Raw genomic sequence first — 26,103 nt, forward strand, 5'->3', positions numbered from 1 at the left:
ATGACCGACCAGGTCCGCGTCATCGAAGCCGGCGCGCCGCCGGCCCGCTACGCCCGCGGCTGGCACTGCCTCGGCCTCGCCGACCGCTTCCGCGACGGCCAACCGCACGCCGTGCACGCCTTCGGCACCAAGCTCGTGGTCTTCGCCGACAGCACCGGCAAGCTCAACGTGCTCAACGGCTACTGCCCGCACATGGGCGGCGACCTCACCATGGGCACGATCAAGGGCGACGAGATCGCCTGCCCGTTCCACGACTGGCGCTGGTCCGGCTCAGGCCGGTGCGCGAGCATCCCGTACGCCCGCCGCGTCCCGCCCCGCGCCCGCACCAGAGCCTGGCCGGTGCTGGAGGAGAACCGGCAGCTGTTCGTCTACCACGACCCGCAGGGCAACCCGCCCCCGCCGGAGGTGACGATCCCGCGCCTGGACGCCGCCTTCTCCGACGAGTGGTCGGACTGGACGTGGGACTCGGTGCTCATCGAGGGCGCCAACTGCCGCGAGATCGTGGACAACGTGGTCGACATGGCCCACTTCTTCTACGTGCACTACTCCTTCCCGGTGTACTTCAAGAACGTCTTCGAGGGCCACCTCGCCACCCAGTACATGAACTCCAAGAGCCGCCCCGACGTCACCTTCGGCACCCACTACAGCAAGGCCGAGGGTGAGGAGGAGCGCATCGGCCGCTCCGAGGCGACCTACTTCGGCCCCTCGTACATGATCGACTGGCTGTACGGTTCCAACGGCCTGGTCGAGACCGAGACCGTCCTCATCAACTGCCACTACCCGGTCACGCCCACCAGCTTCGTGCTCCAGTGGGGTGTGATCGTCAAGAAGCAGCCGGGACGCCCCGACAAGGAGGCCCAGGCGATCGCCCGCGCCACCGCCAAGGGCGTCGAGGTCGGCTTCCTGCAGGACGTCGAGATCTGGAAGAACAAGACCCGGATCGACAACCCGCTGCTGTGCGAGGAGGACGGCCCGGTCTACCAGCTCCGCCGCTGGTACGAGCAGTTCTACGTGGACGTCGAGGACGTCGCCCCGGAGATGACCAACCGCTTCGAGTTCGAGCTGGACACCGAACGGGCCGTCACGTTCTGGCAGCGGGAGGTCGAGGACAACCTCGTCCGCCAGGGCGGCGTCCCGGTGCGGCCCTCCGCGCCATGATGCCGCTGTCCTGCCGCCGCTGCGGCACCGCTGTCCTGGTGAAGAAGAACAGCCTGGCCCAGACGTCGGTCCAGTGGGACGGCGACTCCAGCGGCTGCCCGGTCTTCGCCGAACGGCGCGCGAGCGAGCCGGGCGCGCCCGCCGTCATCCCCACGTGCCCGCAGTTGCGCGACTCCATCGAGGACGCCGTGCGCAGCGGCCTGCTCCCGGTGCCCGCCCCATGACGCGGGCATCGGTGGACCAGCGCACCTTCCGCGCCGTGCTCGGGCACTTCTGCACCGGGGTGACGGTGATCGCCGGCCGGGACGGCGCCGAGGCGGCCGGGCTGACCTGCCAGTCGTTCTCGTCGCTGTCGCTCGACCCGCCGCTGGTGCTGTTCTGCCCCAGCCGTACGTCGAGAAGCTGGCCCCGGATCAGGCAGGGCGGCCGGTTCAGCGTGAACGTCCTGGCCGAGGACCAGCAGGACGTGTGCGAGGCGTTCGGCTCGCCCACCGGCACGAAGTTCGACGGGATCGGCTGGCGGCTGACCCCCGGCGGGGCGGTGGTGATCGACGGGGTGCTGGCCTGGCTGGACTGCTCGATCGAACGCGTCCACGACGGCGGCGACCACGAGATCGTCATCGGCCGGGTGCGCGAGCTGCGCGTGGAGCGCGACCATCGGCCGCTGCTGTTCTACCGCGGCGGCCACGACCTCGACACCTCGCTGGCCGGCAAGCGTTAGGAGGGGGCATGTTCCGAGTCCTCGACATGACCACCGGTCTGGCCGGCCCCTACGCCACCAAGCTGCTCGTGGACGCGGGCGCCGACGTGGTGAAGGCCGAGCCGGGGACGGGTGATCCGTTCCGGCGCTGGACGGCGTCCGGAGCCGGTCCGGGCGGCGCCCTGTTCGCCTTCCTCAACGCGGGCAAGCGGTCGGTGCGCGGCGACGCGCGCGATCTGCTGGCCGGGGCCGACCTGCTGGTGGAGTCCGAGCTGGACGGCGACGCGCTGGCCGCGATCAGGGCGGACTTCCCGGCACTGGACGTCGTGTCGATCTCCGGGTTCGGCAGGACCGGGCCGTGGGCGGGACGGCCGTGGACCGAGTTCACTCTTCAGGCGCTGGCCGGGTCCACCGGCGGACGCGGCCTGCCCGGACGTGCGCCGGTGCACGCGGGCGGGCGGCTGGGCGAGTGGATCGCCGGCAGCTACGCGGGAGCGGTGGCGCTCGCGCTGCGTACCGCGGCGCGGCGGCGCCGGCAGCGCGGCGAGCACGTGGATCTGTCCGTGCTCGAATGCATGACCGTCGCCATGTCGCTCTACGCCCCGCTCACCGCGAGCCTCGGCGGCGCGACCGCCCGCACCGTGGAGATCCCGTCCGTGGAACGCAGCGCGGACGGCTGGGTCGGCTTCTGCACCATCACCGGCCAGATGTTCCAGGACTTCCTGGTCATGATCGGCCGCCCCGACCTCGCCGACGACCCGACCATCGTGAACCCGAGGGCACGCCAGAGCCGCTACACCGAGTTCCAGAAGATCATCGAGTCCTGGACCACCACCTTGCCGACGGCGGCCATCGAGGAGATCGCCAGCGCGATGCGCATCCCGGTCTCGCCCATCGGCACGCCGTCCACCGTCACCGCCAACGAGCACTTCGCCGCCCGTGGCGTGTTCGTCCGGAACCCCGCAGGATTCGCGCAGCCGCGCAAGCCCTACCTGATCGACGCCGACGCGGGTCCCGCCCCTGGCCCCGCTCCCGGCCTCGGCGAGCACACCGGCCGGATCGACTGGGAGCCCCGCCAGGACGCCGAGACCTCGCCGCCGGACGGACGGCCTCTGGACGGGCTGCGCGTCGTCGACCTCACCTGCTTCTGGGCCGGCCCGGCTGCGACGCAGGTCCTCGCGGCGCTCGGCGCCGACGTCGTCAAGGTCGAGTCCGTCCAGCGGCCCGACGGCATGCGCTTCACCTCCACCCGTTCCCCTGCCGACGACCGGTGGTGGGAGTGGGGGGCCGTCTTCCAGGGCGCCAACGCCGGAAAGCGCGGCATCACCCTGGACCTGACCTGCCATGAAGGGCGGCAGGCCCTGGACGAACTGCTCGGCCGGGCCGATGTGCTCATCGAGAACTACTCGCCGCGCGTGCTGGACAACTTCGGCCTCACCTGGGCGGCGCTGCACGCCGCCCATCCGAGGCTGACCCTGGTCCGGATGCCCGCGTTCGGGCTGGAGGGCCCCTGGCGCGACCGCACCGGCTTCGCCCAGACGATGGAGCAGGCGACCGGGCTGGCGTGGATGACCGGCTACCCCGACGGCCCGCCCATGGTCCTGAAGGGACCGTGTGACCCGCTCGCCGGGCTGCACGCCGTTGTCGCCACCCTGACCGCGCTGGAACGGGCCGACGTCGCGGGCTCGGGCGTCCTGGTCGAAGTGCCCATGGTGGAGACCGCGCTCAACGCCGCCGCCGAGGTCGTCATCGAACACAGCGCCTACGGCGCCGAGCTGACCCGGACCGGCAACCGCGGCCCCGTCGCCGCGCCCCAGAACCTCTACCGCTGCGCGGACGGCGCATGGCTGGCGCTCGCCGTCGTGACCGACGACCACTGGATCGAACTGTGCGAGGCGCTCGATGACCCCGCCCCGCCGGAACGGCACGACCACGATCAGGCCGACCGGTGGATCGCCGCCTGGTGCGCCTCCCGCGACGCGGCCGCCCTGGCCGAGGAGCTGACCGCGCGCGGGATACCGGCCGCCCCGGTGGTGCCGCCGCCGGACGTGCTCGACAACCCGCAGTTCGCCGCCCGCGGTTTCGCCGAGACCGTGTGCCACCCGCTGCTCGGCGAGCTGCGCCTGCCCGGCCTGCCCGTCAGGCTGGCCTCCAGGAACGGCCCGTGGTTCACCCGTCCCGCCCCCACCCTCGGCGAGCACAACGACGAGGTGCTGGCCGGCCTGGACCTCGCCACGCTGCGCCGCCTCGGCGTCATCGGCGAACGACCGGACAACCTGTAGGAGAGGGGGACCATTGCCGCATCCCTTCCGCGACGTCGCGATCGTCGCCGCCCACAACACCCGCCAGGCGCGCACGCTGGACGGGCACACGACGTTCTCCATCACCCTGGAGGCCGCCCGCGGCGTGCTGGCCGAGGCGGCCGTCCCGCCCGCGGAGGTGGACGCCGTGTTCAGCAAGCACGCCGCCGAGCTGATCCACGCCCTCGGCTGCGGCCCGGCGTGGAACTCCAACGCCGCGAGCGGCATCGCCGGCGTCCTCCAGGCCGCCTCCCTGGTCGCGACGGGGCTGGCGAGCACGGTGCTGCTCGCCGACGGCGGCGCCGGCCTGTACACCGAGCGGGCCGCGACCGCGCCGTGGACCCGTCCCGCGAACGAGTTCGTCGTCCCGTTCGGGCTGTACACCGCCGCCGAGTTCGCGCTGATCGCCCGCCGCCACATGGACCTGTACGGAACCACCCCCGAGCAGCTCGCCGAGGTGGCCGCCACCATCCGCAACAACGGCCACGTCAACCCCGAGGCCGTCTACCACGGCCGGGGCCCCTACACCCCGGCCGACGTCCTGGCCTCCCGCATGATCGCCGACCCGTTCCACCTGCTCGACTGCGCGATGACCGCCGAAGGCGGCTGCGCCCTGCTGATCACCACGGCCGAACGCGCCGCCGACCTGCCCGGCACCCCTGTCCACATCCTGGGCGGCGGCCTGGACACCCTCGGCCCCGCCTACCGGCACGCGCCCGTCTGGGACGAGACCGGCCACGTCGGCCGCCGGGCCGCCCGCCGGTCCTTCGCCATGGCCGGGCTCAGCCCGGAGGACGTGGACGTGTGCGAGCTGTACGACCCGTTCTCCTTCGAGATCATCCGCCAGTTCGAGGCGTTCGGCTTCTGCGGCGAGGGGGAGGGCGGCGACTTCGTCATGGACGGCCGGATCGGCCCGGGCGGCCGGTACCCGATCACCACGGACGGCGGGCTGATGTCCTACAGCCACGGCGGCGGCATCGTCCAGCTCCTCCAGCGCGTCGCCCGCGGCGTGCACCAGCTGCAGAAACGCTGCCCCACCCGGCAGGTGCCCGACGCCCGCGTGGCCCTGTGCAGCAACGGCGGGGCGGGAGCGCTGTTCACCGACGTCATCCTGCTCGGGAGCGAACGCCCATGACTCAGCTCACGCCCCAGCTCCCCGGCATCCCGCTGCCCGAGCCCACCCCGGTGTCGCGGCCGTTCTGGGACGGCTGCGCCGCCGGCGAGCTGCGCTACCAGCGTTGCGCCGGCTGCGGGCAGGCCGAGTTCGACCCCGCGTGGGCCTGCCGGAGCTGCGGCTCGGACCTGGAGTGGCAGGTCAGCGAAGGCCGTGGCGAGGTGTACAGCCACAGCGTGGTCTGGCGGCCCCAGACGCCGGAGTTCACCACCCCGTACGCCGTCGTGATCGTCGCCCTCGACGAGGGCTTCCACCTGCTCACCAACCTCGTGGGCTGCACGGTCGCGGACGTGCGCACCGGGCTGCGCGTCCGCGTCGCCTTCCACGACGCGGGCGGCGTCACCCTCCCGTATGTCACGCCTGACAGAAAGGCACCGAGATGACAGCAGACCTGCTCGGCCTCGACGGCGCGGTCGCGCTGGTGACCGGCGGCGCCGGCGGCATCCCCAAAGCCACCGCCCTCGCGCTGGCCAAGGCGGGCGCGGACGTCGCGGTCGCCGACGTCGCCGGCGACTTCGCCGCACAGACCGTCAAGGAGATCGAGGCGCTGGGCCGCCGGGCCGTCGCGCTGCACGCCGACGTCCGCCGCCCCGACCAGGTGCGCGTCATGGTCGAGCAGGCCCGCGAGCACCTGGGGCCCATCACGGTGGCGGTCAACGGCGTCGGCAGCCTGGGCGCGGCCACGCCGAAGTCGTTCCTGGACTTCACGCTCGACGACTGGAACGGCCCCATCGAGCTCAACCTCACCAGCGCGATGTTGTGCATGCAGGCCGAGGCGATCGCCATGATCCGCGACGGCGTGCCGGGCCGGATCGTCAACTTCGGCTCCACCAGCGGCGTGCGGGCGGCCCCGTCCGTCGCCCATTACGGCGCGGCCAACGCGGGCGTCGTCCACCTGACCGCCTCGGCCGCGCTGGAGCTGGCCCCGTACGGCATCCGGGTCAACTGCGTGGTGCCCGGCACCCATGACGTGGACCGCGCGGGCCGGGAGACGCCGACCTCGCGCCGCCCGGAGCAGGCCGAGTTCCTGCGCAGGACCGCCGAGGCCGTGCCGCTGGGACGGCTCGGGCTGCCTGGCGAGACGGCCGGGGTGGCGGTGTTCCTGGCCTCGGAGCTGTCGTCGTACCTGACCGGCCACGCGGTCGTCTCCGACGGCGGTGTCATCCACACCACCCGCCGCCCGCCGGTGGGCGCGCTCGACCCGGCGGCGATCTCATGAGCGGCGAGCTGGAGATCATCGACTGCCACAACCACGTGCTGCGCACCGCCGACCACAGCTGCGACCTCTACAGCAACCTGCTGCGCTTCAGCGCCGCCATGGGCCTGCCCGACAAGCCGGGCTTCCACGGCACCCCGGACGAGGCCGGACGCGTCATGGACGCCACCGGCATCACGCACATGAACATCCTCATGTTCACCTGGTCCGGCGTGTACTGGAGGCAGGGACAGAACATCCTCCCCGACGACCCGGCCGAGCGCGCTCGCGAGGCCGAGAACCTGCGCCGCCGCATCGTCCGCCGCATCCAGGACAACAACACCTGGGCCCTGGAGCAGGCGGCGGGCAGCCCGCGCCTGAGCTGCTTCGTCGGCGTCGACCCTGTCCTGATGGATGAGGAGACCCTGCTCGCCGAGGTCGAGAACGGCGTCCGCCGCGGCGCGCTGGGCGTCAAGCACGTGCCGATGAACCACGGCACCGAGGGCGACGACCCGCGCATGTGGCCGGTCTTCGACTACTGCGCCTCGGCCGGGATCCCGCTGCTCACCCAGGCCGCCGGGTTCATGCCGGGCCGCCCGGCACGGTACGCCAAGGCGCTCGGCGAGTTCCCCGGCCTGAAGCTGGTCTTCGCGCACCTCGGCCACGACCGCGCCTTCGGCCAGGGCGCCGACGCGGAGGTGCTGGAGCTGGCCCGCGCCTACCCCGGCGTGCACACCGACGTGTCCCTGCGCCTCATCGAAGTCGCCGACGGGCATGTCGGCGCCGACGCCATGGCCGCCCACCTGCGCGCCATCGGCACCGACCGGGTGCTGTTCGGCAGCAACTGGGTGATCAGCGAGTACCTGTGGTTCCGCGCCCGGCCCGGCGTCACGCCGGACAGCAGCCATGAGCGGCTGGACCGGGAGATCGAGGTGCTGAAGGCCCTCCCGCTGACCTACGACGAGCTGGCCGACGTGGCCGCGCGCAACTTCCGCCGCCTGACGGGACTGCTGCCGTGACAGGGCATGTGGCCGTGGTGACGGGAGCCAGCCGCGGCATCGGCCGCGCCATCGCCCGCCGCCTCGCCGCCGAGGGCATCGCGGTGGCCGCCGTGTCGCGCTCGCTGCGTCCCGGCGACGGCACGCTGCCCGGCTCGCTGGAGGAGACCGTGGCGCTGATCCGCGCCGCGGGTGGGCAGGCCGTCGCCGTCGCCTTCGACCTCGCCAACCCCTACGCCGACCGGGGGGAGATCCTGGACCGGGCACGGGCCGAGCTCGGCGCCGCCCCCGACATCGTGGTCAACAACGCCGCCGCTCCCCGTCACTTCGACCGCGCCTTCCCGGCCATGACGCGCGAGGCGTTCCAGCAGGCCGTCGAGACGAACGTGTGGGCCGGCTGGGAACTGGCCGCGCGAGCGGTGCCCGGCATGCGCGAGCGGGGCGCGGGCTGGATCCTGTTCATCTCCTCTTCCCAGGCCGGGCCGCGCAAGGGCCCGCCCTACCCGCCCAACCCGACCGGCGGCGCGGCCCTCTACGGCGGCACCAAGGCCTTCATCGACCGCCTCACCACCGGCGCGGCGATGGACCTCTACGACGACAACATCGCGGTCAACGCCCTCGCCCCGGAACACCAGGTCGCCACCGCCAACGCCCTCACCGTCCCCGGCGTCCGCCACGACAACTCCGAGCCCGAGGAAACCCTCGCCGAAGCCGCGCTCGCGTTGTGCAGCGGCGATCCCAGAAAGCTCACCGGCCGCGTCGCCTACAACCTCTCCCTGCTCGTCGAGCTCGGCCGGCCGGTCCGCACGCTCGACGGCCGTGCCCTGCTGCCCGGCTGGCAGCCCGACGACATCGCCCCCGCCCGTCTGCGCGTGCCGTACCTAGGAGGATGACGTGCCCCTGCGACCGTGGATGAAGCTCATCTCCGTCGACGACCACCTCATCGAGCACCCCCGCGTGTGGGCCGACCGCCTGCCCGCCAAGCACCTGGAGCGCGGCCCGCGCATCGTGGACGAGCCGTCCCCGTCCGGGGGGCCGCCCATCCAGGTCTGGTACTACGAGGGCAAGCGGTTCCCGGCGATCGGGCTGAACGCCGTGGCCGGCAAGCGGCCGGAGGAGTTCGGCGTCGAACCCGTGCGCTACGCCGACATGATCCCCGGCTGCTACGACCCCAAGGCCCGGCTGGCGGACATGGACCTGGACGGCGTGTGGGGCGCGGCCAACTTCCCGTCCTTCCCGCGCTTCGCCGGGGCGCTGTTCACCGTCGAGAGCGCGGACTTCGACCTCGGCCTGGCGTGCGTGCGCGCCTACAACGACTTCGTCATCGACGAGTGGTGCGCCACCGCGCCCAACCGGTTCATCCCGCTGATCATCCTGCCGCTGTGGGACCCGGAGCTGTGCGTGGCCGAGATCCACCGCACCGCGGCCAAGGGGGCCAAGGGCATCACCTTCCCGGAGAACACCGTCCCGCTCGGCCTGCCGTCGATCTACACCGACCACTGGGACGCCGTCTTCTCCGCCGCCGAGGAGACCGGCATGCCGCTGTGCATGCACTTCGGCTCCTCCGGTTCGCCGCCCGCCACCGCCCCCGAGGCCCCGTACGCGGTCACGATCTCCCTGTACGGCACCAACTCCATGTCCGCCACCGCGCACCTGCTGTTCTCCCCGGTCTTCCACCGGCATCCGAAGCTCAAGGTCGCCCTGTCGGAAGGCGGCGTCGGCTGGGTGCCGTACCTGCTGGAACGCATCGACGGCACCTGGCACCGGCACCGCTGGTACCAGAACGTCGTCAAGGACGTCCGCCCCTCGGACCTGTTCCGCAAGCACATCTACGGCTGCTTCATCGACGACGTCGCCGGTCTGAAGGCCCGCCACGACATCGGCATCGCCAACATGACCTGGGAGTGCGACTACCCGCACTCGGACTCCTACTGGCCGCACAGCCGCAAGTACGCCGAGAAGGTGTTCGCCGACATCCCCGACGACGAGACGCACCAGATCGTCGAGCTGAACACCCGCAGGCTCTTCAACTTCCCCGACGACACCCCGGCGGGCTGAGCCGTGCCCGACAAGGACATCCCCGCCTCCGACTGGACCGAGCAGGACCTGCTCACCCGCGACCTGGCCCGCGAGCGCCTGGCCGAGGCCGAGAGCGAGGCCCTCGCCGAACTGCACGCCCTGCGCGCCGCCCCGGCCGCGGACCCGGCCGCCGTGGATCTGCTCGAACGGCGGCTGGAGGCGATCGCCACCACCCGCGCCCTGATCGGAGGCTGAACGCGGTGCTGCGGCTCGGACGCCGGTGCTTCGACGACGACGCCATGCTCACCATGGCCATCGTCAACCGCACTCCCGACTCCTTCTACGACCGCGGCGCGACCTGGCAGGAGGACGCCGCGCACGAGCGCGTCCGCCAGGTCGTCGCCGAGGGCGCCGACATCGTGGACATCGGCGGGGTCAAGGCGGGGCCGGGGCAGGAGGTCGACGCGGCGGAGGAGATGCGGCGCGTCGTCGGCTTCGTGGCCAAGGTCCGGGCCGAGCACCCCGGCGTCGTGATCAGCGTGGACACCTGGCGGGCCGACGTGGCGCGGGCGGTCTGCGCGGAGGGCGCCGACCTCGTCAACGACACCTGGGGCGGCCACGACCCGGGCGTGGCCGAGGTCGCCGCCGAGTTCGGGGCCGCCCTGGTGTGCGCGCACACCGGCGGCGCCCGGCCGCGCACCCGCCCGCACCGCGTCCACTACCGTGATGTCGTCGCCGACGTGCTGGAACGGACGATCGCGCTGGCCCGGCGGGCCCTGGACGCGGGCGTGGACCCGGCCTGCCTGCTCATCGACCCGGCACACGACTTCGGCAAGAACACCTGGCACTCCCTGGAGATCACCCGGCGGCTGGACGAGCTGGTGGCGACCGGCTGGCCCGTGCTGGTCTCCCTGTCCAACAAGGACTTCGTCGGCGAGACCCTCGACCTGCCCGTCGGGGAACGCCTGGAGGGCACGCTCGCCGCGACGGCCGTCAGCGCGTGGCACGGCGCGCGCGTCTACCGGGTGCACGAGGTGCTCCCGACCCGGCGGGTGCTCGACATGGTGGCCGCGATCAAGGGCCTGCGGCCACCGGAACGGCCCGTGCGAGGGCTGGCGTGATCGTCGCCGCCGCGGTCTGCCCGCACCCGCCGCTGCTGCTGCGCGAGCTGGCCGGCCGCCAGGACGTTCTCGCGGACCTGCGCGCCACGTGCGCCGAGACCGTCGCCGACCTGCTCGCCCACGCCCCGGACCGCGTCGCCGTCGTGGGCGGCGCCGACACCACCCACGAGCCGTACCCCCTCACCAGGCCGGACATCGCCGCGTACGGAACCGCGCGGCCCCGCTCCGCTCCCGGCCATCGGGCCGGCATGGACGGTCCCGACCTGCCCCTGAGCCTGGCCATCGGCGGGCGCCTGCTCGCCGGCAACGGATGGTACGGACCCACGGCGCGACGCGCCGTCGCCTGGGACGCGTCACCGGAGGTCTGCGACCGCCTGGGCCGCGAGCTGGCCTCGCTCCCCGGACGCGTGGCCCTGCTCGTCCTGGCCGACGGCACCGCCCGCCGCTCGGTCCAGGCACCCGGCCACCTGGACGATCGCGCGCACGCCCTCGACCAGCACATCGTCACCGCACTGGAGTCCGGCGACCCCGGGGCCCTGACGGCGCTGGACCCCGACCTCGCCCATGACCTCATGGCGCAGGGCCGTGCGGCGCTGCACGTACTCGGCGCCGCCGTCGCCGGAAGCTCGCCGCGAGCCCGGCTGCGCCGGCTGGGCGACCCGCTCGGGGTGCTCTACGCCGTGGCCTCGTGGAAGCTCTCCCGCTGAGCGGGAACGCCGCCCCGGCGCGGCGGTCGGCACACGTACGTTCCCCTCATGACGGCAGAGCTGACCCACGCATCGACGTCACGCGAGCTCGACACCCCCGAGGGCGTGCTGCGCTACCACGAGGCCGGGCAGGGCCCGCCGCTGCTGTTCCTGCACGGCTCGGGGCCGGGCGTCACCGGCTGGCGCAACTTCGGCGGCAACCTGGCCCGGTTCGCCGAGCGGTTCCGCTGCCTGATCCTCGAGTTCCCCGGCTTCGGGGTGAGCGACCCGACCGGCGAGCATCCGATGACGGCCGCGTCGGGCGCGGTCGTCCGTTTCCTGGACGGGCTCGGGCTGCGCCAGGTGGACGTGATCGGCAACTCCATGGGCGGCATCGTGGGGGCCCAGGTGGCCCTGGCCCACCCCGACCGCATCGGCCGGCTGGTCACCGTCGGCGGCATCGGCCGCAACGTCTTCAGCCCCGCGCCCGGCGAGGGCATCCGGCTGCTGATGGAGTTCACCGAACGGCCGACCCGCGAGGCCCTGACCCAGTGGCTGCACTCGATGGTCCACGACCCGGCCCTGGTCACCGAGGAGCTGATCGAGGAACGCTGGCGGCAGGCCACCGACCCCGGCACCCTCGCCGCCGCCCGCCGCATGTACGGCAGGGCCGCCATGGCGGCCGCGCTGAGCGCGCCCGGCACCCCCTACTGGGCGAAGCTGCACCAGCTCAAAGCCAGGACACTGATCACCTGGGGCCGCGACGACCGGGTCAGCCCGCTGGACATGGCGCTGCTGCCCATGCGCCTCATCCCCGACGTCGAGGTGCACGTCTTCCCCAACTGCGGGCACTGGGTGATGATCGAGCAGAAGGACGCCTGGGAGGGCGTCGTGCTCGCCTTCCTCACCCGCAAGGACGAGCCGTCCCGCTGAGTGGGTCACGCGCTTCAACGCCGTGAGCCCCGGCTGCGACAGTGCAAGGCATGGGATCAGGGAAAGTGACGGCCGCGATCGTCGGCCCCGGGAACATCGGCACGGACCTGCTCGTCAAGCTGCGGCGCAGCGCCGTGATCGACGTCGCCTACGTCGCCGGCGTGGTCGAGTCCGACGGGCTGCGACGGGCCCGCGACCAAGGGGTCGCCGCCTCGGCCGAAGGCGTGGACTGGCTGCTGCGCCAGGACCCGCTCCCACGGCTCGTCTTCGAGGCGACCTCGGCCAGGGCGCACGCGGCCAACGCCCCGCGATACGCCGAAGCCGGCATCCAGGCCATCGACCTGACGCCGGCGCATCTCGGGCCCATGGTGGCGCCACCGGTCAACGGAGCCGAGCATCTGGACGCGCCGAACGTCTCGATGATCACGTGTGGCGGGCAGGCGACGATCCCGATCGTGCACGCGGTCTCCCGGGTGACGCCGGTCCCGTACGCCGAGATCGTCGCGTCGGTGGCCTCCCGCGGAGCGGGGCCGGGGACGCGCGCCAACATCGACGAGTTCACCGAGACCACCGCCCGCGCCGTGGAGGAGATCGGCGGCGCCCGCCGCGGCAAGGCCATCATCATCCTCAACCCCGTCGAACCACCCATGATCATGCGCGACACGGTGTTCTGCGCGATCGGCCCCGACGCCGACCGTGACGCGATCACCGGCTCGATCCACGCCATGGTCGCCGAGGTGCAGCAGTACGTGCCCGGCTACACCCTGCGGGCCGAGCCCCAGTTCGACGACCCCCGCCCCGACTGGGACGGCCACGCCCGGGTCGCGATCTTCCTGGAGGTGCGCGGCAACGGCGACCACCTGCCGCCCTGGGCCGGCAACCTCGACATCATGACCGCGGCCGCCGCCCGTGTCGGCGAGCTGATCGCCGCCGCCCGGCAGGCCGAGACGACGGGAGCGACCGCATGAGCCGGCCCGGACTGCGCGACGACGTCCGCATCACCGACACCACGCTGCGCGACGGCAGCCACGCCATGGCGCACCGCTTCACCGAGACCCAGGTCCGCGACACCGTACGGGCCCTGGACCGGGGTGGCGTCGAGGTGATCGAGGTCTCGCACGGCGACGGGATCGGCGGCTCGTCCTTCAACTACGGCTTCTCCGCCACGGACGAGATGAAGCTCATCGCCGCCGCCCGCGAGGAGGCGTCCCAGGCCCGCATCGCCGTGCTGCTCGTGCCCGGCATCGGCACGGTGGAGGACCTGCGTCGGGCCCGCGACGCCGGCGCCGACATGGTGCGGGTGGCCACCCACTGCACCGAGGCGGACGTCTCGCCGCAGCACTTCGGCGCGGCCCGCGGACTCGGCATGGAGACGGTCGGCTTCCTCATGATGGCCCACCGCACCTCACCGGAGGAGCTGGCCAAGCAGGCCCGCATCATGGTGGAGGCGGGCTGCCAGTGCGTGTACGTCACCGACTCCGCGGGCGCGCTGCTCATGCACGAGGCCAGGGCCCGCTTCGAGGCGCTGGTCGCCGAGGTGGGGGAGGAGGCGTGGGTCGGCTACCACGGTCACCAGAACCTCGGCCTCGGCATCGCCAACTCGGTCATCGCCTACGAGTGCGGCGTCCGCTCGATCGACGGGTCGCTGTGCGCGCTCGGCGCGGGCGCGGGGAACTCGCCGACCGAGGTGCTGGCCGCCGTCTTCGACCGGCTCGGCGTCCGGACCGGTCTGGACGTGGCGGCGCTGGTGGACGCGGCCGAGGAGGTCGTGCGGCCGTACCTGACGCGGTGGCCGAAGATGGACCGCAACGCCGTCGTGCAGGGCTGGGCCGGGGTGTACTCGTCGTTCCTGCTGCACGCGGAGCGGGCGGCCGAGCGGTACGGCGTGCCCGCGCACGCGATCCTGCGCCGGTGCGGCGAGCTGGGCTATGTCGGCGGCCAGGAAGACATGATCATCGACGTGGCGATCCAGCTCGCCGCGGGCCACCGCTGAGCCGCCGGGGCCCGGCCGCCTCCCCCGAGGAGGCCGGCCCCGGCGGGCGCGTCAGGCGGCGGGCGCCGGCCGGGTGGCGGCGTGCCGCGCGGCGAGGTAGCCGAACGCGATGGCGGGGCCGATCGTGGCGCCCGCGCCGGCGTACTCGTTGCCCATGACCGAGGCCGAGGCGTTGCCGGTCGCGTACAACCCCTCGATGACGGTGCCGTCGGCGCGCAGCACCCGGCCGTGCTCGTCGCTGACCAGCCCGCCCTTGGTGCCGAGGTCGCCGGCCTCGACGCGGACGGCGTAGTAGGGGCCGCGGCCGATCTCGTCCAGGTTCGGGTTGGGCAGGGTCGGGTCGCCGTAGTAGTGGTCGTAACGGCTGTCGCCGCGGCCGTGGTCCTCGTCGCGGCCGTTGCGGGCGAAGCCGTTGAAGCGTTCCACGGTGGCCCGCAGCGCGTCCGCGGGCACGCCGATCCTGCCGGCCAGCTCGGTCAGCGTCGCGGCCCGGGTGACCAGGCCGGTCCGGTACCAGTCCTTGGGAAACGGCTGGCCGGGCATGATGCCGGCGAACTGGTAGCGGCTGCGCGCGGTGGCGTCGAAGATCTCGTACGCGGGCACATGGCCGCCCTCCAGCTGGGCGTGCACGAAGTTGACGTACGGCGCCGCCTCGTTGGTGAAGCGCTCGCCGTGCCGGTTGACGATGATCATGCGGGGGATGCACCGTTCGGAGACCAGCGGGAAGATCGAGCCGTCAGGAAGCCGGACCGACGGCATCCACCAGGCGTCGTCCATGAGGTCCACGTCGGCGCCCGCCCGCTGCCCGATCCTGATCCCGTCGCCGACGTTGGCCGCCGCGCCCGCGCTGTAGTCGTCCTGTCCGGGCGCGGGCAGGTGTTCCTTGCGCAGTTCGGGGTCATGGTCGAAGCCGCCCGTGGCGATGAGCACGCCGTGCCGGGCTCGGACGCGCAGCGCCCGCCCGTCGCGCTCCACGACGGCGCCTGTCACGCGGCCGTCCTCGACGATCAGCTCGGTGATGGGGGAGCTGAGCCACAGCGGAATGCCGAGGTCCTTCATAGTGAGCCGCAGCCTGACCGTCAGGGCGGCACCGAGCGCCTTCATGTGCCGGCGCAGGAACAGGTTGCTGACCACCCGCCAGGCGGCGATTCTCAGGGTCCATCTGCCGGACCAGGTCCGCATGAACATCATCAGCCTGCGGCCTTCCGACCCGGTGAACCACAGCCCGAGCGGGGCGGGCAGGCTGGCCTTCAGCAGGTGTTTCTCGTCCTCGCCCAGCAGCTTGGCGTCGATCGGCCGGGGCTCGATGGTGCGGCCGCGCGGGCGGCCGCCGGGCGCCTCCGGGTGATAGTCGGAGTAGTCGGGACACCAGGTGAAGTCCATGTGCCGGCTCACCCGGTGCAACATCTCCATCGCCGCCGGGCCGTGCTCGACGTAGGCGTCCAGCCGCGCTTGCGGAACGCGGTCGCCGACCACCGCCTTCAGATAACGGCGCACGTCATCGCGGTCGTCGCCGCGGCCGATCGCCCTCAAGACCGGGTTGTCGGGAATCCAGATGCCGCCACCGGACAGCGCCGTGGAGCCGCCGAAGAAGGCGGCCTTCTCCACGAGCAGGGCCGACAGCCCGGCGTCCCGGGCGGCGATGGCCCCGGTCATGCCCCCGGCGCCGCTGCCGGCGACGAGGACGTCGACCTCGTGGTCCCACGACTGAACGCCAGATGTCACTATTTCTCCTATTGATAGGCGAAGAGGGTTTTCTGACCGATTTTTCGGGTTCTTGGCCTGCCGTCGCGACCGTCCGTCCCGCTGACCGGGAGGATCGTCGCCCTCCCGGTCAGCGGGAACGCGCATGGGAGCCCCGCCCCGCGGCGTCCTATCGTCGCTCGCACCATGGCTCGACAGGGATGCGGAGGCTTCTATGGCCCATGAAGTGGTGCGGCGCGTACAGGCCCTGGCCTCGCGGCTGCGCGCGGCGGCCGAGGAGAGCGAGCGGCTGGGCAAGCTGTCCGACGAGAGCGTCAAGGTCGTCCGCGAAGCCGGCGTGATGCGCCTGCTCCAGCCGGTCGAGTACGGCGGATACGCGGCCCACCCGCGCGACTTCGCCGAGGCGGTCATGGAGGTGGCCCGCAACTGCGGCTCCACCGGCTGGGTGTGCGGCGTCGGCGGCGTGCACCCGTGGGAGATGGCGTTGTGCGACCGCCGCCTGCAGGAGGAGGTCTGGGGAAGCGACCAGGACACCTGGATCGCCTCGCCCTACATGCCGAGCGGCGTCGCGGTGCCCGTCGACGGCGGATATGTGCTCAACGGCCACTGGCAGTTCTCCTCCGGCACCGACCACTGCGACTGGATCTTCCTCGGCGCGATGATCGGCGACGGGACCGGCGCGGTGGCCAGGCCGCCCCGCTCGCTGCACGTCGTCCTGCCACGCCAGGACTACACGATCGTCGAGGACTCCTGGGACGTCGTCGGCCTGTGCGGCACCGGCAGCAAGGACATCGTGGTCGAGAACGCCTTCGTCCCGGGCTACCGCACCGTGGACGCGGCCGAGGTCGCCGAAGGAGAACGGGCCGCCGCCCGCGCGGGCCGTACCGAGACCGTCTACCGGTTGCCGTTCTGGACCATGTTCCCGCTCGGCATCACCTCGGCCGTCATCGGCATCGCCGAAGGCGTGCTCGCCGCCCATCTCGACTACCAGCGCGAACGCATCCTGGCCACCAGCGGCGAGCGCGTCACGAAGGACCCCCACATGCTGTACGCGATCTCCGAGGCCGCCGCCGAGATCGCCGCCTCGCGCACCCAGCTCCTGGACGGCATCAGCAGGCTGTACGACAAGGCCGAGGCGGGTGAGCCCATCAGCTTCGAGGACCGCTCCACCGTCCGCCGCAACCAGGTGCGCTGCGCCTGGCGCGCGGTGGCCGCCGCCGACGAGGTCTTCGACCGCTCCGGCGGCAACGCCCTGCGCAAGGACAACGCCATGCAGCGGCTGTGGCGTGACGCCCACGCGGGCCTGCACCACGCGATCCACGTCACCGGCGGCATCTACCAGTCCAACGCGCTCAGCGCCATGGACGCCGAGGTCCCGCCCGCACTGCGGACGCTGATCTGAACATCACACGAGGGAGGCCAGGATGGGCGACATCAGAGCCCTGGGATACGTCAGGGTCAGGGCGACCGACATGGAGGCGTGGCGCGCGTTCGCCTTCGACACCATCGGCTTCGCCGAAGGGCAGGGCCCCGAAGAAGAGGCACTTTACCTGCGGCTCGACGAGCGGCCCGCACGCATCGTCGTGCTGCCGGGCGAGGAGGACCGGGTGGAGGCCGTCGGCTGGGAGGTCCGCGACCACCTGGCCCTGCGCCGGGTTCAGACCGCCGTCGAGAGCGCGGGGCTGACGCCCAAAGCGCTGACGGCCGAGGAGGCCGACGTGCGCCGCGTGGAGGCCGGCTTCGCCTTCGAAGCCCCCGGCGGCACCCCCACCGAGGTCTTCCACGGGCCGGCACTGGATCACACCCCGCTGGCCACCCGCTATGGGGGCCGCTTCGTCGCCGGCGAACTGGGCCTCGGCCATGTCGTGGTCCCTGTGGCCGACCTCGCCGGCGCGTACGACTTCTACGCCGAGACGCTCGGGTTCCTGCCACGAGGCGGCTTCCGCCTCCCCGCCCCGCCCGAGTACGGCCCCATGCGCATCCGCTTCATGGGCGTCAACCCCCGCCACCACAGCCTGGCCATCATGCCGACCCCCGACCTCAAGGCGCCCGCGCTGGTCCACATCATGGTCGAGTTCGACACCCTGGACCAGGTCGGCCAGGCGCTCGACCGGGTCGGCAAGGCCGGCTACCACCTGTCCTCCACACTGGGGCGGCACACCAACGACAAGATGGTGTCGTTCTACGTGCGCACGCCCGGCGGCTGGGACCTGGAGGTCGGCAGCGACGGCCTGTGCGTGGACGAGGCGCACTACTCGGCGGAGGAGATCACCGCCGACAGCTACTGGGGTCACACCTGGGACTTCAGCTGACATGCCGCTGACCGACGCGGCGGTCAAGGCGCGTGCCCTGTACGCGGCGCGCCGCGACCGCGCACCCATCCCGCCGTTCACCGACGCCGAGCCCTGGCTGACGATGGCCGATGGCTACGCCATCCAGCGCGAGCTGCTGGCGATGATCCTCGCCGACGGTGACGCCGTCATCGGCCACAAGGTCGGCGCGACGTCGAAGGCGATGCAGCGGCTCATCGGCCTCGACTCGCCGGACTACGGCCCGGTGCTCGCCTCGACCGTGTACGCCGACGGCGACACGGTCCCGCTCGGCCGCTTCATCGCCCCGAAGCTGGAGGCGGAGATCGTGTTCGTCCTGGGAGAGGGGCTCAAGGGGCCGGGCGTCACGGTGGAGGAGGCGCGTCGCGCCATCGCGGGCGCGAGAGCCGCCGTGGAGATCGTCGACTCCCGCATCGCCGACTGGCGGATCCGGCTGGCCGACACGGTCGCCGACCTGGCCAGCAACGGCGCGATGGCGGCGTCCTCCGTGACGGTGCCGGTCGCCGGCTTCGATCCCCGCCTGGTCGGCATGGTCCTGTCGCGCAACGGCGAGGTCGTCGACACCGGGGCCGGGGCCGCCGCACTGGGCGATCCCGTGGCCGTCGTCGCCTGGCTGGCCAACGTGCTCGGCGCGGACGGCGTCGCGCTCGAACCCGGTCACGTGATCATGACCGGGGCGCTGCACGCCGCGGTGCCGATGGAGCCGGGCGACGTCTTCACCGCGGAGTTCGACCGGCTCGGCCCGGTCACGGTGCGCGCGGGCTGACCAGCGCCGACGGGGCCCGCCGCGACCTGCGGCGGGCCCCGTCGTCACGTGTCAGTACATGTCGTAGGTGATCTCGACGGTATCGGTCACGGGCACCGCCTGGCAGCCGAGCGCCCACCCCTCCGCCAGGTCCTCCTCTTCCAGCACGTCGTTGCGGAGCAGTTTCACCTCGCCGGTGACGATCTTGCACGAGCACGCGCTGCAGGCGCCCTCCCGGCACGAGTAGGGAGGGTCCAGCCCGCGGGACTTCAGCAGGTCCACCAGCGTCGTCTGGGACGGCCAGGGCAGGCTGGTGCGTTCGCCGTTCAGCGTGACGGTCAGCGTGGCCGTGGCTTCGTCCTCGTCCACGGAGACGGGTGCGGCCAGGAACGGATCGCCCTCCAGGGAGCGGAAACGCTCGATCGTCACCTTGAGGCCGCAGGCCAGCGCGGCGCGCTCCGCGGCGTCCATGAACGGCGCCGGGCCGCAGATGAAGGCGCCCGGGAAGGTCGCGAAGGGCCGGACGAGCTGGACGAGCTGGGCGGTGCTCGGCAGGCCCTGCACCGATTCGAGCAGGTGGATCACCAGCAGCCGCTCCGGATGGCGTTCGGTCAGTTCCCGCAGCTCTCCTGCGAAGATCACCGACTCCTCGCCGCGGTTGGCGTAGATGAGAACGACTCTGCCGGTCGGCCGGGCCAGGACGGCTTTCAGGAGGGACATGACCGGGGTGATGCCGCTGCCGCCCGCGATCAGCAGATGGTCGGCGGCGAGGTCGGAGGAGGTGAACACGCCCGCCGGCGGCAGCACTTCGACCAGGTCGCCCGCCTTCACCTGGTCGCAGAGCCAGTTGGAGCCCACTCCGCCCGCCACGCGCTTGACCGTGACCTTAGGGGCCGGATCCACCTCGGGCGCGCTGGACAGCGAGTAGCACCGGCCCACGGCGCCCTCTTGGGCAGGCACCCGCAGCGTCAGGAACTGTCCCGGCCGGTAGGTGAAACGGTCGCGCAGTTCCTCCGGAACGTCCAGGATCAGCGACCGGGCATCGGGGGTCTCGTCGATGACGGCGCTGACGCGCAGCCTGTGTCCCAGTGTCTCGGACAAGAGTTCCGCCTTTCCTCATGGCGTGCACGACGATAGGAGCGGGCCTCCGGCCCGTTCCATCGGCGATCCCGGTCAACGGGAACGCCGGGCCGCGGACCTTCCGGCGCGCCGCCCGAAGAAGGTGGCATCCCCCAGCGACGTGCCGCTGCAGTAGCCCCAGGCGGGCACGCCACTCGTGGTCCGGCCCGCCGCGAACAGCCCGGGGACCGGTTCGCCGTCGAGGTCGAGAACCTCACCCTGAGGCGTGGTGTGCAGGCCACCGAGGGTGAACACCCCGAACCTCGCCCCGCGCAGGTCCAGCACCCCGTAGGGGGCGGCGACCGGCCGCAGCCAGCGCGCCGACTTGTGCAGCAGGGGGTCCCGCCCCGCCTCGGCGCCCGCGTTGTAGGCCGCGATGGTCTCCGCCAGCACGTCCGGCGCGATCCCCATCGACTCCTCCAACTCGGCCACGTCGTCGGAGACCCAGGTCGCCTCCGGGACGTGTCCGCCGGTCTGCCGCACCTCCTCGGCCACGGCGTCGTCGTAGAGCAGGAAGACCTGGCGGTCCTGCTGGTAGAGGGCCGCCTGGCCGACGCGTCCTGGGTAGGTGTCCTCGTTGACGAAGCGGCGTCCGTGCCGGTCGAGCAGCAGGGAGCGGCACAACAGCGCCGGATCGGCGGGGAAGGACGTCTGGGCGGCCTCCATGTGCCGGACCGCGGCGCCGGCCGCCTGCGCCATGCGGATGCCGCGGCCGTCGTCGCGGTCGGTGCCGATCAGCATGTTGCCGAGCAGCCGGGGCGCGTGCTGGGCCAGCATCGGCCCGTTGGCGGCGAATCCGCCCGCCGACAGGACGACGCCCCGCCGGGCGCGCACGAAGCAGCGTTCCCCGTAGGCCGAGACCTGGGCTCCGACGACGACGCCGTCATCGACCGCCAGCCGCTCGGCCCGCGTGTCGTAGCGGCAGCGCACCCCGGCGCGCTCGGCCGTCGCCACCAGGTGCCTCATCAGCGTCCACCCGGCGGAACGCTCGCCCGGCCGCTTGCCCTCCATGTGCGGGATGTGGCCGCGCGGGGCGGGTGGCACGAGGTCGTCGAACGGATGGGCGTTCTCGCCGCCGGTGTACATCAGGCCGTACCCCGTCGGGGCCTCCCAGGACGGCTGGTCCCACAGTTTCGGCACGAACGGGACGCCGCAGGCGACGAGCCAGTCGAAGTGCTCCAGGCTGCCCTCGCAGTACGCGGCCAGCTTCGCCTCGTCCGGATCCGGCCCGGTGGCCACCTTGAGGAAGGCGTGCATCGCCTCCGGGCTGTCCTCGACGCCGCAGGCCTTCTGCAGGGGTGTGCCGCCGCCCAGGTAGAGCGAGCCGCCCGCCATGGCGGAAGCTCCGCCCCAGCCGCCGGCGGCGTCCAGGACCAGCACCTCCGCGCCCGCCCGCGCCGCCTCGATGGACGCGCTCGCACCGGCGCAGCCGTTGCCGATGACGAGCACGTCCACCTCGGCGGCCCAGGTGGGAACCTCCGAGGCTCGCACCGGCGCCGTCGCTGTCGTCTCCATGGCGGCCCCTTCCGTTCACACGCCCGCTGACGGGCCCTCGCGCACGGACGATAGGAGGGCGGCGCGCCGCGCGCAGGGCCGCATCCCGCTGGGCGGGAGGCCTCACGCCAGAAGCAGGCCCTCGGCGATCGCGTCGATGACCGGCTCGGCCACGCCGGAGGAGCTGAAGTGGCTCATGGGCTGCCAGCCGCCGATGCAGTAGTCGGGCGCCCAAGGGCGGACGCCGGACAGAGGCCCGTCGCCGGCGCCCCAGGCGACCACGTCCCGGACGAAGTCGTGCTCCCCTTGCGGGGAGATCGGGTAGCCGGGCAGCGCGCTGTTCCACGGGTAGGGCGCGGACATGGCGGCCGAGGGATATCCGAGCTCGGCCACGAACACCGGTTTGCCGAACGTGCTGCTCAGGGTGGTGGTGACGTCCTTGAACAGCGCCAGGCGGTCGCCGTAGTCGTTGCTGGTCGGGTAGAACGAGGTGCCGAGCTCGCTCGCCTGGTAGCCCGCCGCCCGCATCGCCTGCCAGAACGCCACCGACAGGTTGGGGCTGGCCGCGCCGATCGTGCTGGTGTGGCTGCTGAAGCGGGCGCCGGGCTGGACCGTGCGGATGCCGGCGGCGGTGGCGGCGAGCATGCGTCCCACGTGCGGCCACAGGTGGGCGCGCAGCCAGGCGATGCGGTCGGCCTCGCTCATGGTGAACAGGGTGGCGAAGTCCATCTGGCCGATCGCCGGATCGACGGCGTCCGGCGGGCTGTAGGTCCAGTCGGCGGTCTGGGTGACCAGGCTGCGGATGGCGACGCCGGCCATGCCGAACTCGATCTCGTTGCCCAGGTCCCAGACCCGCACCGTCGCACCTGTGGCGAGGATCTTCGCGGCGACGGTGACGCCGTAGCGGTAGAGGATCGGCAGCATCTGCTCGATGGTGAGCGAGGTCCACGGCCCGGGCAGGGTGATGCCGGGATAGTCGGAGAAGTCGGGTTCGGGCTGGTAGGCGATGTCTCCGTAGACGGCCCACAGACCGAGCTCGGGATTGAAGGGCAGGCCGAGCCGGCGGGCCAGCCGCGCGCGTTCGAGCCCGCGGTCGAGGCCGTGCTGGGCGTCGTTGTCGGCCGCGACGCGGCGGGTGGCGATGCGGGCGTACACCTCGGTGGCCCCGTGGGCGACGAACAGGCGCTGCACGGCCTCCGCGGTGCGCGCGGTGCGAAGGCCGTCCGTCAGGGACACCTTGGCGAGCACCGCTTCGGTGAAGGGGCTGACCGAGAGCGCGGCGCGGAAGGGCCGGGCCCGGGCCGGCGTCTGCCCGGCGGCGGGCAGGGCGGGTGCGGCCAGAGCGAGGCCCGCGGCGGTGGCGGTGGTGAGGAAGGCTCGGCGGGTGACACGGGCATGGGGGGTGTGGTGCGTCATGTCGATCCTTTTCGGTGGGGGAGTGACTCAGTTGCTCTTGTAGGCCTTGTCCATCTCGGTCAGCACGTCCTGCGGGGTGGCGGCGCCGGAGAAGAGCTCCTGCACGCCGCTCAGGTGAGCCTGCTGGACCTTCGGGTTGGGCCAGAACTGGTCCATGAACGGCACGGTCCTGCCCGACTTCTGGTAGTCCAGGAGCGCGCTGAACGCGGGGTCGGGGGTGAAGGCGTCGTTGGGGATCGCGGGGGCGGCGTTGCTCTTGGCGGCGTAGTCGTTCATGGCCCGCGGCTGGGCGAGGAAGTCGATGAACTTCTCGGCGGCGGCCTGGTTGCGGGCCTTGGCGTTGATCGCGTAGGAGGTGCCGACGGCGCCCGGCATCCGGGTGGCCTCGGCGTCGTCGGTCGCCGGCAGCGGGAACATGCCCAGCTCGGTGCCCTGCGCCGCGGCGTCCCTGATCTGCCCGGCGGTGGCCAGAACCTGGACGGCCGCGACGGCCTCGCCCTTGCCGACCTGCTGGAGCGCGGTCTCGACCGGGGTGCCGAGCGGGTCCTTGGAGAAGCAGCCGCGCTTGTTCAGCTCCAGATACTTGTCCATGGCGCCCTTCCATCCGGCGGAGGCGGCGAAGCTCGTCCTGCCGCCGGCCAGGTCGGCGTCGAAGGTGGAGCCGGGGGTGTGGACGAGGGTGGAGACGAGCGCGTAGTCGATGAGCTGGGTCACCCAGGGCGTCTGGTTGCCCAGGGCGAACGCGCTCTTGCCCGCGGCCCTGGCCTTGTCGCACAGGCCGAGCACGTCCGCCCAGGTGGCGGGTTCGGAGCCGCCGACCTCCCGCATGGCCTTCTTGTTGTAGATCGCGCCGATGCCGGTGAAGGTGACCGGCAGGAGGTACTGCTTCCCGTCGGCCTGGGTGACGGCCTTGACGTCCTGCGGGACCTGCCCGGCCCAGGAACGGGCGGACAGGTCCTGGAGGTAGCCGGACGGCGCCAGCACCTGGACCGCGCCGGCGTTGCCCTTCGCGGGGAAGGCGAAGAAGACGTCAGGAGCGGTGCCCGAGGAGAGCTGCGTGCGCAAGGTGGTCAGGTACGGGTCGGTGTCGGCGTACGTCACCTGCACGTCGATGCCGGGATTGGCCTGCTTGAACGCGGCGATCGCGGCGTCCAGCGCGATCTTCTCGCTGGAGTTGGACGCGATGCGCAGGGCGGCCGAGGCCGTGCCGCTCCCGGGTGGGGTGGCGGTGTTGCTGCAGGCGGCCAGCAGGGCGCCGGTCGCCAGGACGCACAGCGCCGCGGGCAGCCGTCGGTTCGTCATGGTGGTTCTCCTGGGATGTGTTGATCGGTGATCAGCCCTTGAGGCCGCCGGCGAAGCCCCTGATGATCCGCTTCTGCATCAGGAAGTAGATGAGCAGGATCGGGACGACGCTGATCACCAGGCCGGCGAAGACGAGGTGCCAGTCGGCGACGTACTGGCCGACGAACTGGAAGACCGCCACCGGGACCGTCTGCTGCGCACTGCCCGACAGGTACAGCAGAGGTGTGAGGAAGTCGTTCCAGATGAAGATCGCGTTGAGGATGGCCACGGTGCCGGTGACGGGCCGCAGCAGCGGCAGGACGACGGAGAAGAACACGCGCACCGGTGTGCAGCCGTCGATGGCGGCCGCCTCCTCGTACTCGGCGGGCACGGCCCGCAGGAAGCCCGCGTACAGGAAGACGCTGAAGGGGACCTGCAGGCCGCAGTAGAACAGGACCAGCGACCACACCGAGCCGAGCAGGCCGAGGTCGCGCATGCTCTGGTACAGAGGGATCAGCGCGAGCTGGGCGGGCAGCAGCAGGCCGAGGGCGAACAGCAGGAACGTCCATCGCGACCAGCGGCTCGTCACGCGTGCCAGCGGGTAGGCCGCCATCGCCGAGACGACGATGATCACCACCAGGCTCGCCAGCGTGACGATCGCGCTGTTGGCCAGGGCCGCGCCCAGCCCGGCCGCCTGCCAGGCGTCGGCGTAGTTGGCCAGGGTGGGTGACATCGTCAGCGCCACCGGCGAGGCCGGATCGGCCGGGCGGCGTACCGACAGGTTGACCAGGACGTAGAGAGGGAAGGCGAAGACGGCGCCGGCGGCGATCATCACCGTCTCCAGCAGCGCCGTGCGCGCCGTGTAACGCTTCACGAGGAGCCCTTCTGCTGCCGCAGGCCGCGGTACTGGACGGCCGAGACGGCGGCCACCACGGCGGCCAGGAGCACCGCGATCGCGGTGCTGTAGGCGAAGTCGCCGAACTGGAAGGCGTTCTTGTAGATGAGGGTGGACAGGGTCTCGGTGGCGTGGCCGGGGCCGCCGCCGGTGGTGACGTACACCTGGTCGAAGAGCTTGAATCCGCCGATCAGCGCGAGCATCACGTTGATGGTGATGGCGGGGGCCAGCAGCGGGCGGGTGATGTGCCAGAAGCGCTGCACGGCGCCCGCGCCGTCCACGCCGGCGGCCTCGTGCAGCTCGCGTGGCACGCTCTGCAGCCCGGCCAGGAAGATGACCATGGAGTAACCGGAGAACTGCCAGATGACGATCGCCGCCATCGACCACAGCGCGAGGCCGGGGTCGCCCAGCCAGTTCTGCCGCAGGGCGCCGAGGCCCACGGCGTCCAGCGCCGTGTTGAGCGCGCCCTCCGGGGCGTACAGGTAGCGCCACAGGTAGGCCGTGACCACGGGCGTCATCACCGCGGGCGCGAAGAACAGCACGCGCAGCGCGTTGCGGCTCCTGATGCGTGAGTGCACGCCGAGCGCCAGCAGCAGACCGACCACGTTCTGCACGATCGTGATCACGGCCGTGATGGCGACGGTCTGCCAGAGCGCGTCCTGGGCCGCGGAGTCGTCGAAGATCTTGGCGAAGTTCTCCAGCCCGACGAAGGACATCCGCTCGCCCAGGCCACTCCAGTCCGTGAAGGCGTATCCGGCTCCTCTTATGGACGGGACGAGCACGACGTAGAGGTACAGCGCGAGAGCGGGGAGCACGAACCACCCGGGGATCGACCGTCCGCG

General features: G+C 72.3%; 26 protein-coding genes. 19 read left to right on the top strand and 7 right to left on the bottom strand.

Annotation, left to right across the window (positions count from 1 at the left end; genetic code table 11):
* The 16 genes from AC27IY_RS32315 to dmpG are packed head-to-tail and all read left to right on the top strand — an operon-like array spanning window position 1 to window position 14,277.
* The gene (locus tag AC27IY_RS32315) at window positions 1-1,158 is read left to right on the top strand and encodes a 3-ketosteroid-9-alpha-monooxygenase, oxygenase component (protein WP_487180224.1); all 1,158 of its coding nucleotides are present in this window, start codon (window positions 1-3) and stop codon (window positions 1,156-1,158) included.
* A complete protein-coding gene (locus AC27IY_RS32320; RefSeq protein WP_487180225.1) occupies window positions 1,155-1,382 on the top strand; it encodes a hypothetical protein in 228 nt (75 codons plus the stop codon). Before AC27IY_RS32315 ends, AC27IY_RS32320 begins: the two co-directional genes overlap by 4 nt.
* Window positions 1,379-1,879, top strand: a complete 501-nt coding sequence (gene hsaB, locus AC27IY_RS32325; protein ID WP_423475802.1) for a 3-hydroxy-9,10-secoandrosta-1,3,5(10)-triene-9,17-dione monooxygenase reductase subunit — start codon at window positions 1,379-1,381, stop codon at window positions 1,877-1,879. Before AC27IY_RS32320 ends, hsaB begins: the two co-directional genes overlap by 4 nt.
* A gap of 8 nt (window positions 1,880-1,887) precedes the next feature.
* Window positions 1,888-4,140, top strand: coding sequence for a CaiB/BaiF CoA-transferase family protein (locus AC27IY_RS32330; protein ID WP_487180226.1), 2,253 nt, complete (start codon window positions 1,888-1,890; stop codon window positions 4,138-4,140).
* A 13-nt stretch (window positions 4,141-4,153) separates the two neighbouring features.
* Window positions 4,154-5,293, top strand: a complete 1,140-nt coding sequence (locus AC27IY_RS32335; RefSeq protein WP_449956961.1) for a thiolase family protein — start codon at window positions 4,154-4,156, stop codon at window positions 5,291-5,293.
* A complete protein-coding gene (locus AC27IY_RS32340; protein WP_449956963.1) occupies window positions 5,290-5,715 on the top strand; it encodes a Zn-ribbon domain-containing OB-fold protein in 426 nt (141 codons plus the stop codon). The genes AC27IY_RS32335 and AC27IY_RS32340 overlap by 4 nt, the downstream gene beginning before the upstream one ends.
* Window positions 5,712-6,551: an SDR family NAD(P)-dependent oxidoreductase gene (locus tag AC27IY_RS32345; protein ID WP_487180227.1), complete on the top strand. Its 840-nt coding sequence runs from the start codon at window positions 5,712-5,714 to the stop codon at window positions 6,549-6,551. The genes AC27IY_RS32340 and AC27IY_RS32345 overlap by 4 nt, the downstream gene beginning before the upstream one ends.
* A complete protein-coding gene (locus tag AC27IY_RS32350; RefSeq protein WP_487180228.1) occupies window positions 6,548-7,546 on the top strand; it encodes an amidohydrolase family protein in 999 nt (332 codons plus the stop codon). The genes AC27IY_RS32345 and AC27IY_RS32350 overlap by 4 nt, the downstream gene beginning before the upstream one ends.
* Window positions 7,543-8,418: an SDR family NAD(P)-dependent oxidoreductase gene (locus tag AC27IY_RS32355; RefSeq protein ID WP_449956969.1), complete on the top strand. Its 876-nt coding sequence runs from the start codon at window positions 7,543-7,545 to the stop codon at window positions 8,416-8,418. The genes AC27IY_RS32350 and AC27IY_RS32355 overlap by 4 nt, the downstream gene beginning before the upstream one ends.
* A 1-nt stretch (window position 8,419) precedes the next feature.
* Complete coding sequence (locus AC27IY_RS32360) at window positions 8,420-9,583, top strand: amidohydrolase family protein (protein WP_423475795.1); 1,164 nt, start codon at window positions 8,420-8,422, stop codon at window positions 9,581-9,583.
* A gap of 3 nt (window positions 9,584-9,586) precedes the next feature.
* On the top strand, window positions 9,587-9,799 hold the full coding sequence (locus tag AC27IY_RS32365) for a hypothetical protein (protein WP_423475794.1): 213 nt from the start codon (window positions 9,587-9,589) through the stop codon (window positions 9,797-9,799).
* Between the two features lie 5 nt (window positions 9,800-9,804).
* The gene (folP, locus tag AC27IY_RS32370; RefSeq protein ID WP_487180229.1) at window positions 9,805-10,665 is read left to right on the top strand and encodes a dihydropteroate synthase; all 861 of its coding nucleotides are present in this window, start codon (window positions 9,805-9,807) and stop codon (window positions 10,663-10,665) included.
* Window positions 10,662-11,372, top strand: coding sequence for a class III extradiol ring-cleavage dioxygenase family protein (locus AC27IY_RS32375; protein WP_487180230.1), 711 nt, complete (start codon window positions 10,662-10,664; stop codon window positions 11,370-11,372). Before folP ends, AC27IY_RS32375 begins: the two co-directional genes overlap by 4 nt.
* Window positions 11,373-11,420: 48 nt before the next feature.
* Window positions 11,421-12,284 carry an alpha/beta fold hydrolase gene (locus AC27IY_RS32380; RefSeq protein ID WP_487180231.1) on the top strand — a complete coding sequence of 288 codons (864 nt, stop codon included), beginning with the start codon at window positions 11,421-11,423 and terminating at the stop codon, window positions 12,282-12,284.
* Between the two features lie 50 nt (window positions 12,285-12,334).
* On the top strand, window positions 12,335-13,252 hold the full coding sequence (locus AC27IY_RS32385) for an acetaldehyde dehydrogenase (acetylating) (protein ID WP_423450118.1): 918 nt from the start codon (window positions 12,335-12,337) through the stop codon (window positions 13,250-13,252).
* A complete protein-coding gene (gene dmpG, locus AC27IY_RS32390) occupies window positions 13,249-14,277 on the top strand; it encodes a 4-hydroxy-2-oxovalerate aldolase (protein WP_487180232.1) in 1,029 nt (342 codons plus the stop codon). The genes AC27IY_RS32385 and dmpG overlap by 4 nt, the downstream gene beginning before the upstream one ends.
* A 51-nt stretch (window positions 14,278-14,328) precedes the next feature.
* Here the strand turns inward: dmpG and AC27IY_RS32395 are convergent, their stop codons facing one another.
* Window positions 14,329-16,002: an FAD-binding protein gene (locus tag AC27IY_RS32395; protein WP_487180233.1), complete on the bottom strand. Its 1,674-nt coding sequence runs from the start codon at window positions 16,000-16,002 to the stop codon at window positions 14,329-14,331.
* A gap of 193 nt (window positions 16,003-16,195) precedes the next feature.
* Here AC27IY_RS32395 and AC27IY_RS32400 point away from each other — a divergent pair, with 193 nt between their 5' ends.
* The 3 genes from AC27IY_RS32400 to AC27IY_RS32410 are packed head-to-tail and all read left to right on the top strand — an operon-like array spanning window position 16,196 to window position 19,077.
* Window positions 16,196-17,383, top strand: a complete 1,188-nt coding sequence (locus AC27IY_RS32400) for an acyl-CoA dehydrogenase family protein (protein ID WP_487180234.1) — start codon at window positions 16,196-16,198, stop codon at window positions 17,381-17,383.
* Window positions 17,384-17,405: 22 nt separating this feature from the next.
* Window positions 17,406-18,293, top strand: coding sequence for a VOC family protein (locus AC27IY_RS32405; RefSeq protein WP_487180235.1), 888 nt, complete (start codon window positions 17,406-17,408; stop codon window positions 18,291-18,293).
* Between the two features lies 1 nt (window position 18,294).
* Window positions 18,295-19,077 (top strand): 2-keto-4-pentenoate hydratase, encoded by a 783-nt coding sequence (locus AC27IY_RS32410; RefSeq protein ID WP_487180236.1) that lies wholly within the window; start codon window positions 18,295-18,297, stop codon window positions 19,075-19,077.
* Window positions 19,078-19,128: 51 nt separating this feature from the next.
* Here the strand turns inward: AC27IY_RS32410 and AC27IY_RS32415 are convergent, their stop codons facing one another.
* From AC27IY_RS32415 to AC27IY_RS32440, 6 genes are all read right to left on the bottom strand, one after another.
* A complete protein-coding gene (locus tag AC27IY_RS32415; RefSeq protein ID WP_487180237.1) occupies window positions 19,129-20,157 on the bottom strand; it encodes a 2Fe-2S iron-sulfur cluster-binding protein in 1,029 nt (342 codons plus the stop codon).
* A 72-nt stretch (window positions 20,158-20,229) separates the two neighbouring features.
* Window positions 20,230-21,690, bottom strand: coding sequence for an FAD-dependent oxidoreductase (locus AC27IY_RS32420; protein ID WP_487180238.1), 1,461 nt, complete (start codon window positions 21,688-21,690; stop codon window positions 20,230-20,232).
* A 102-nt stretch (window positions 21,691-21,792) separates the two neighbouring features.
* Window positions 21,793-23,085 (bottom strand): glycosyl hydrolase 53 family protein, encoded by a 1,293-nt coding sequence (locus AC27IY_RS32425; RefSeq protein WP_487180239.1) that lies wholly within the window; start codon window positions 23,083-23,085, stop codon window positions 21,793-21,795.
* A 27-nt stretch (window positions 23,086-23,112) separates the two neighbouring features.
* Window positions 23,113-24,387: an ABC transporter substrate-binding protein gene (locus AC27IY_RS32430; protein ID WP_449956991.1), complete on the bottom strand. Its 1,275-nt coding sequence runs from the start codon at window positions 24,385-24,387 to the stop codon at window positions 23,113-23,115.
* 31 nt (window positions 24,388-24,418) lie between these two features.
* Complete coding sequence (locus AC27IY_RS32435; protein ID WP_449956993.1) at window positions 24,419-25,240, bottom strand: carbohydrate ABC transporter permease; 822 nt, start codon at window positions 25,238-25,240, stop codon at window positions 24,419-24,421.
* On the bottom strand, window positions 25,237-26,076 hold the full coding sequence (locus tag AC27IY_RS32440; protein WP_487180240.1) for a carbohydrate ABC transporter permease: 840 nt from the start codon (window positions 26,074-26,076) through the stop codon (window positions 25,237-25,239). Before AC27IY_RS32440 ends, AC27IY_RS32435 begins: the two co-directional genes overlap by 4 nt.
* Between the last annotated feature and the right edge of the window lie 27 nt (window positions 26,077-26,103).

It is taken from the genome of Nonomuraea sp. B208 (assembly GCF_057536035.1).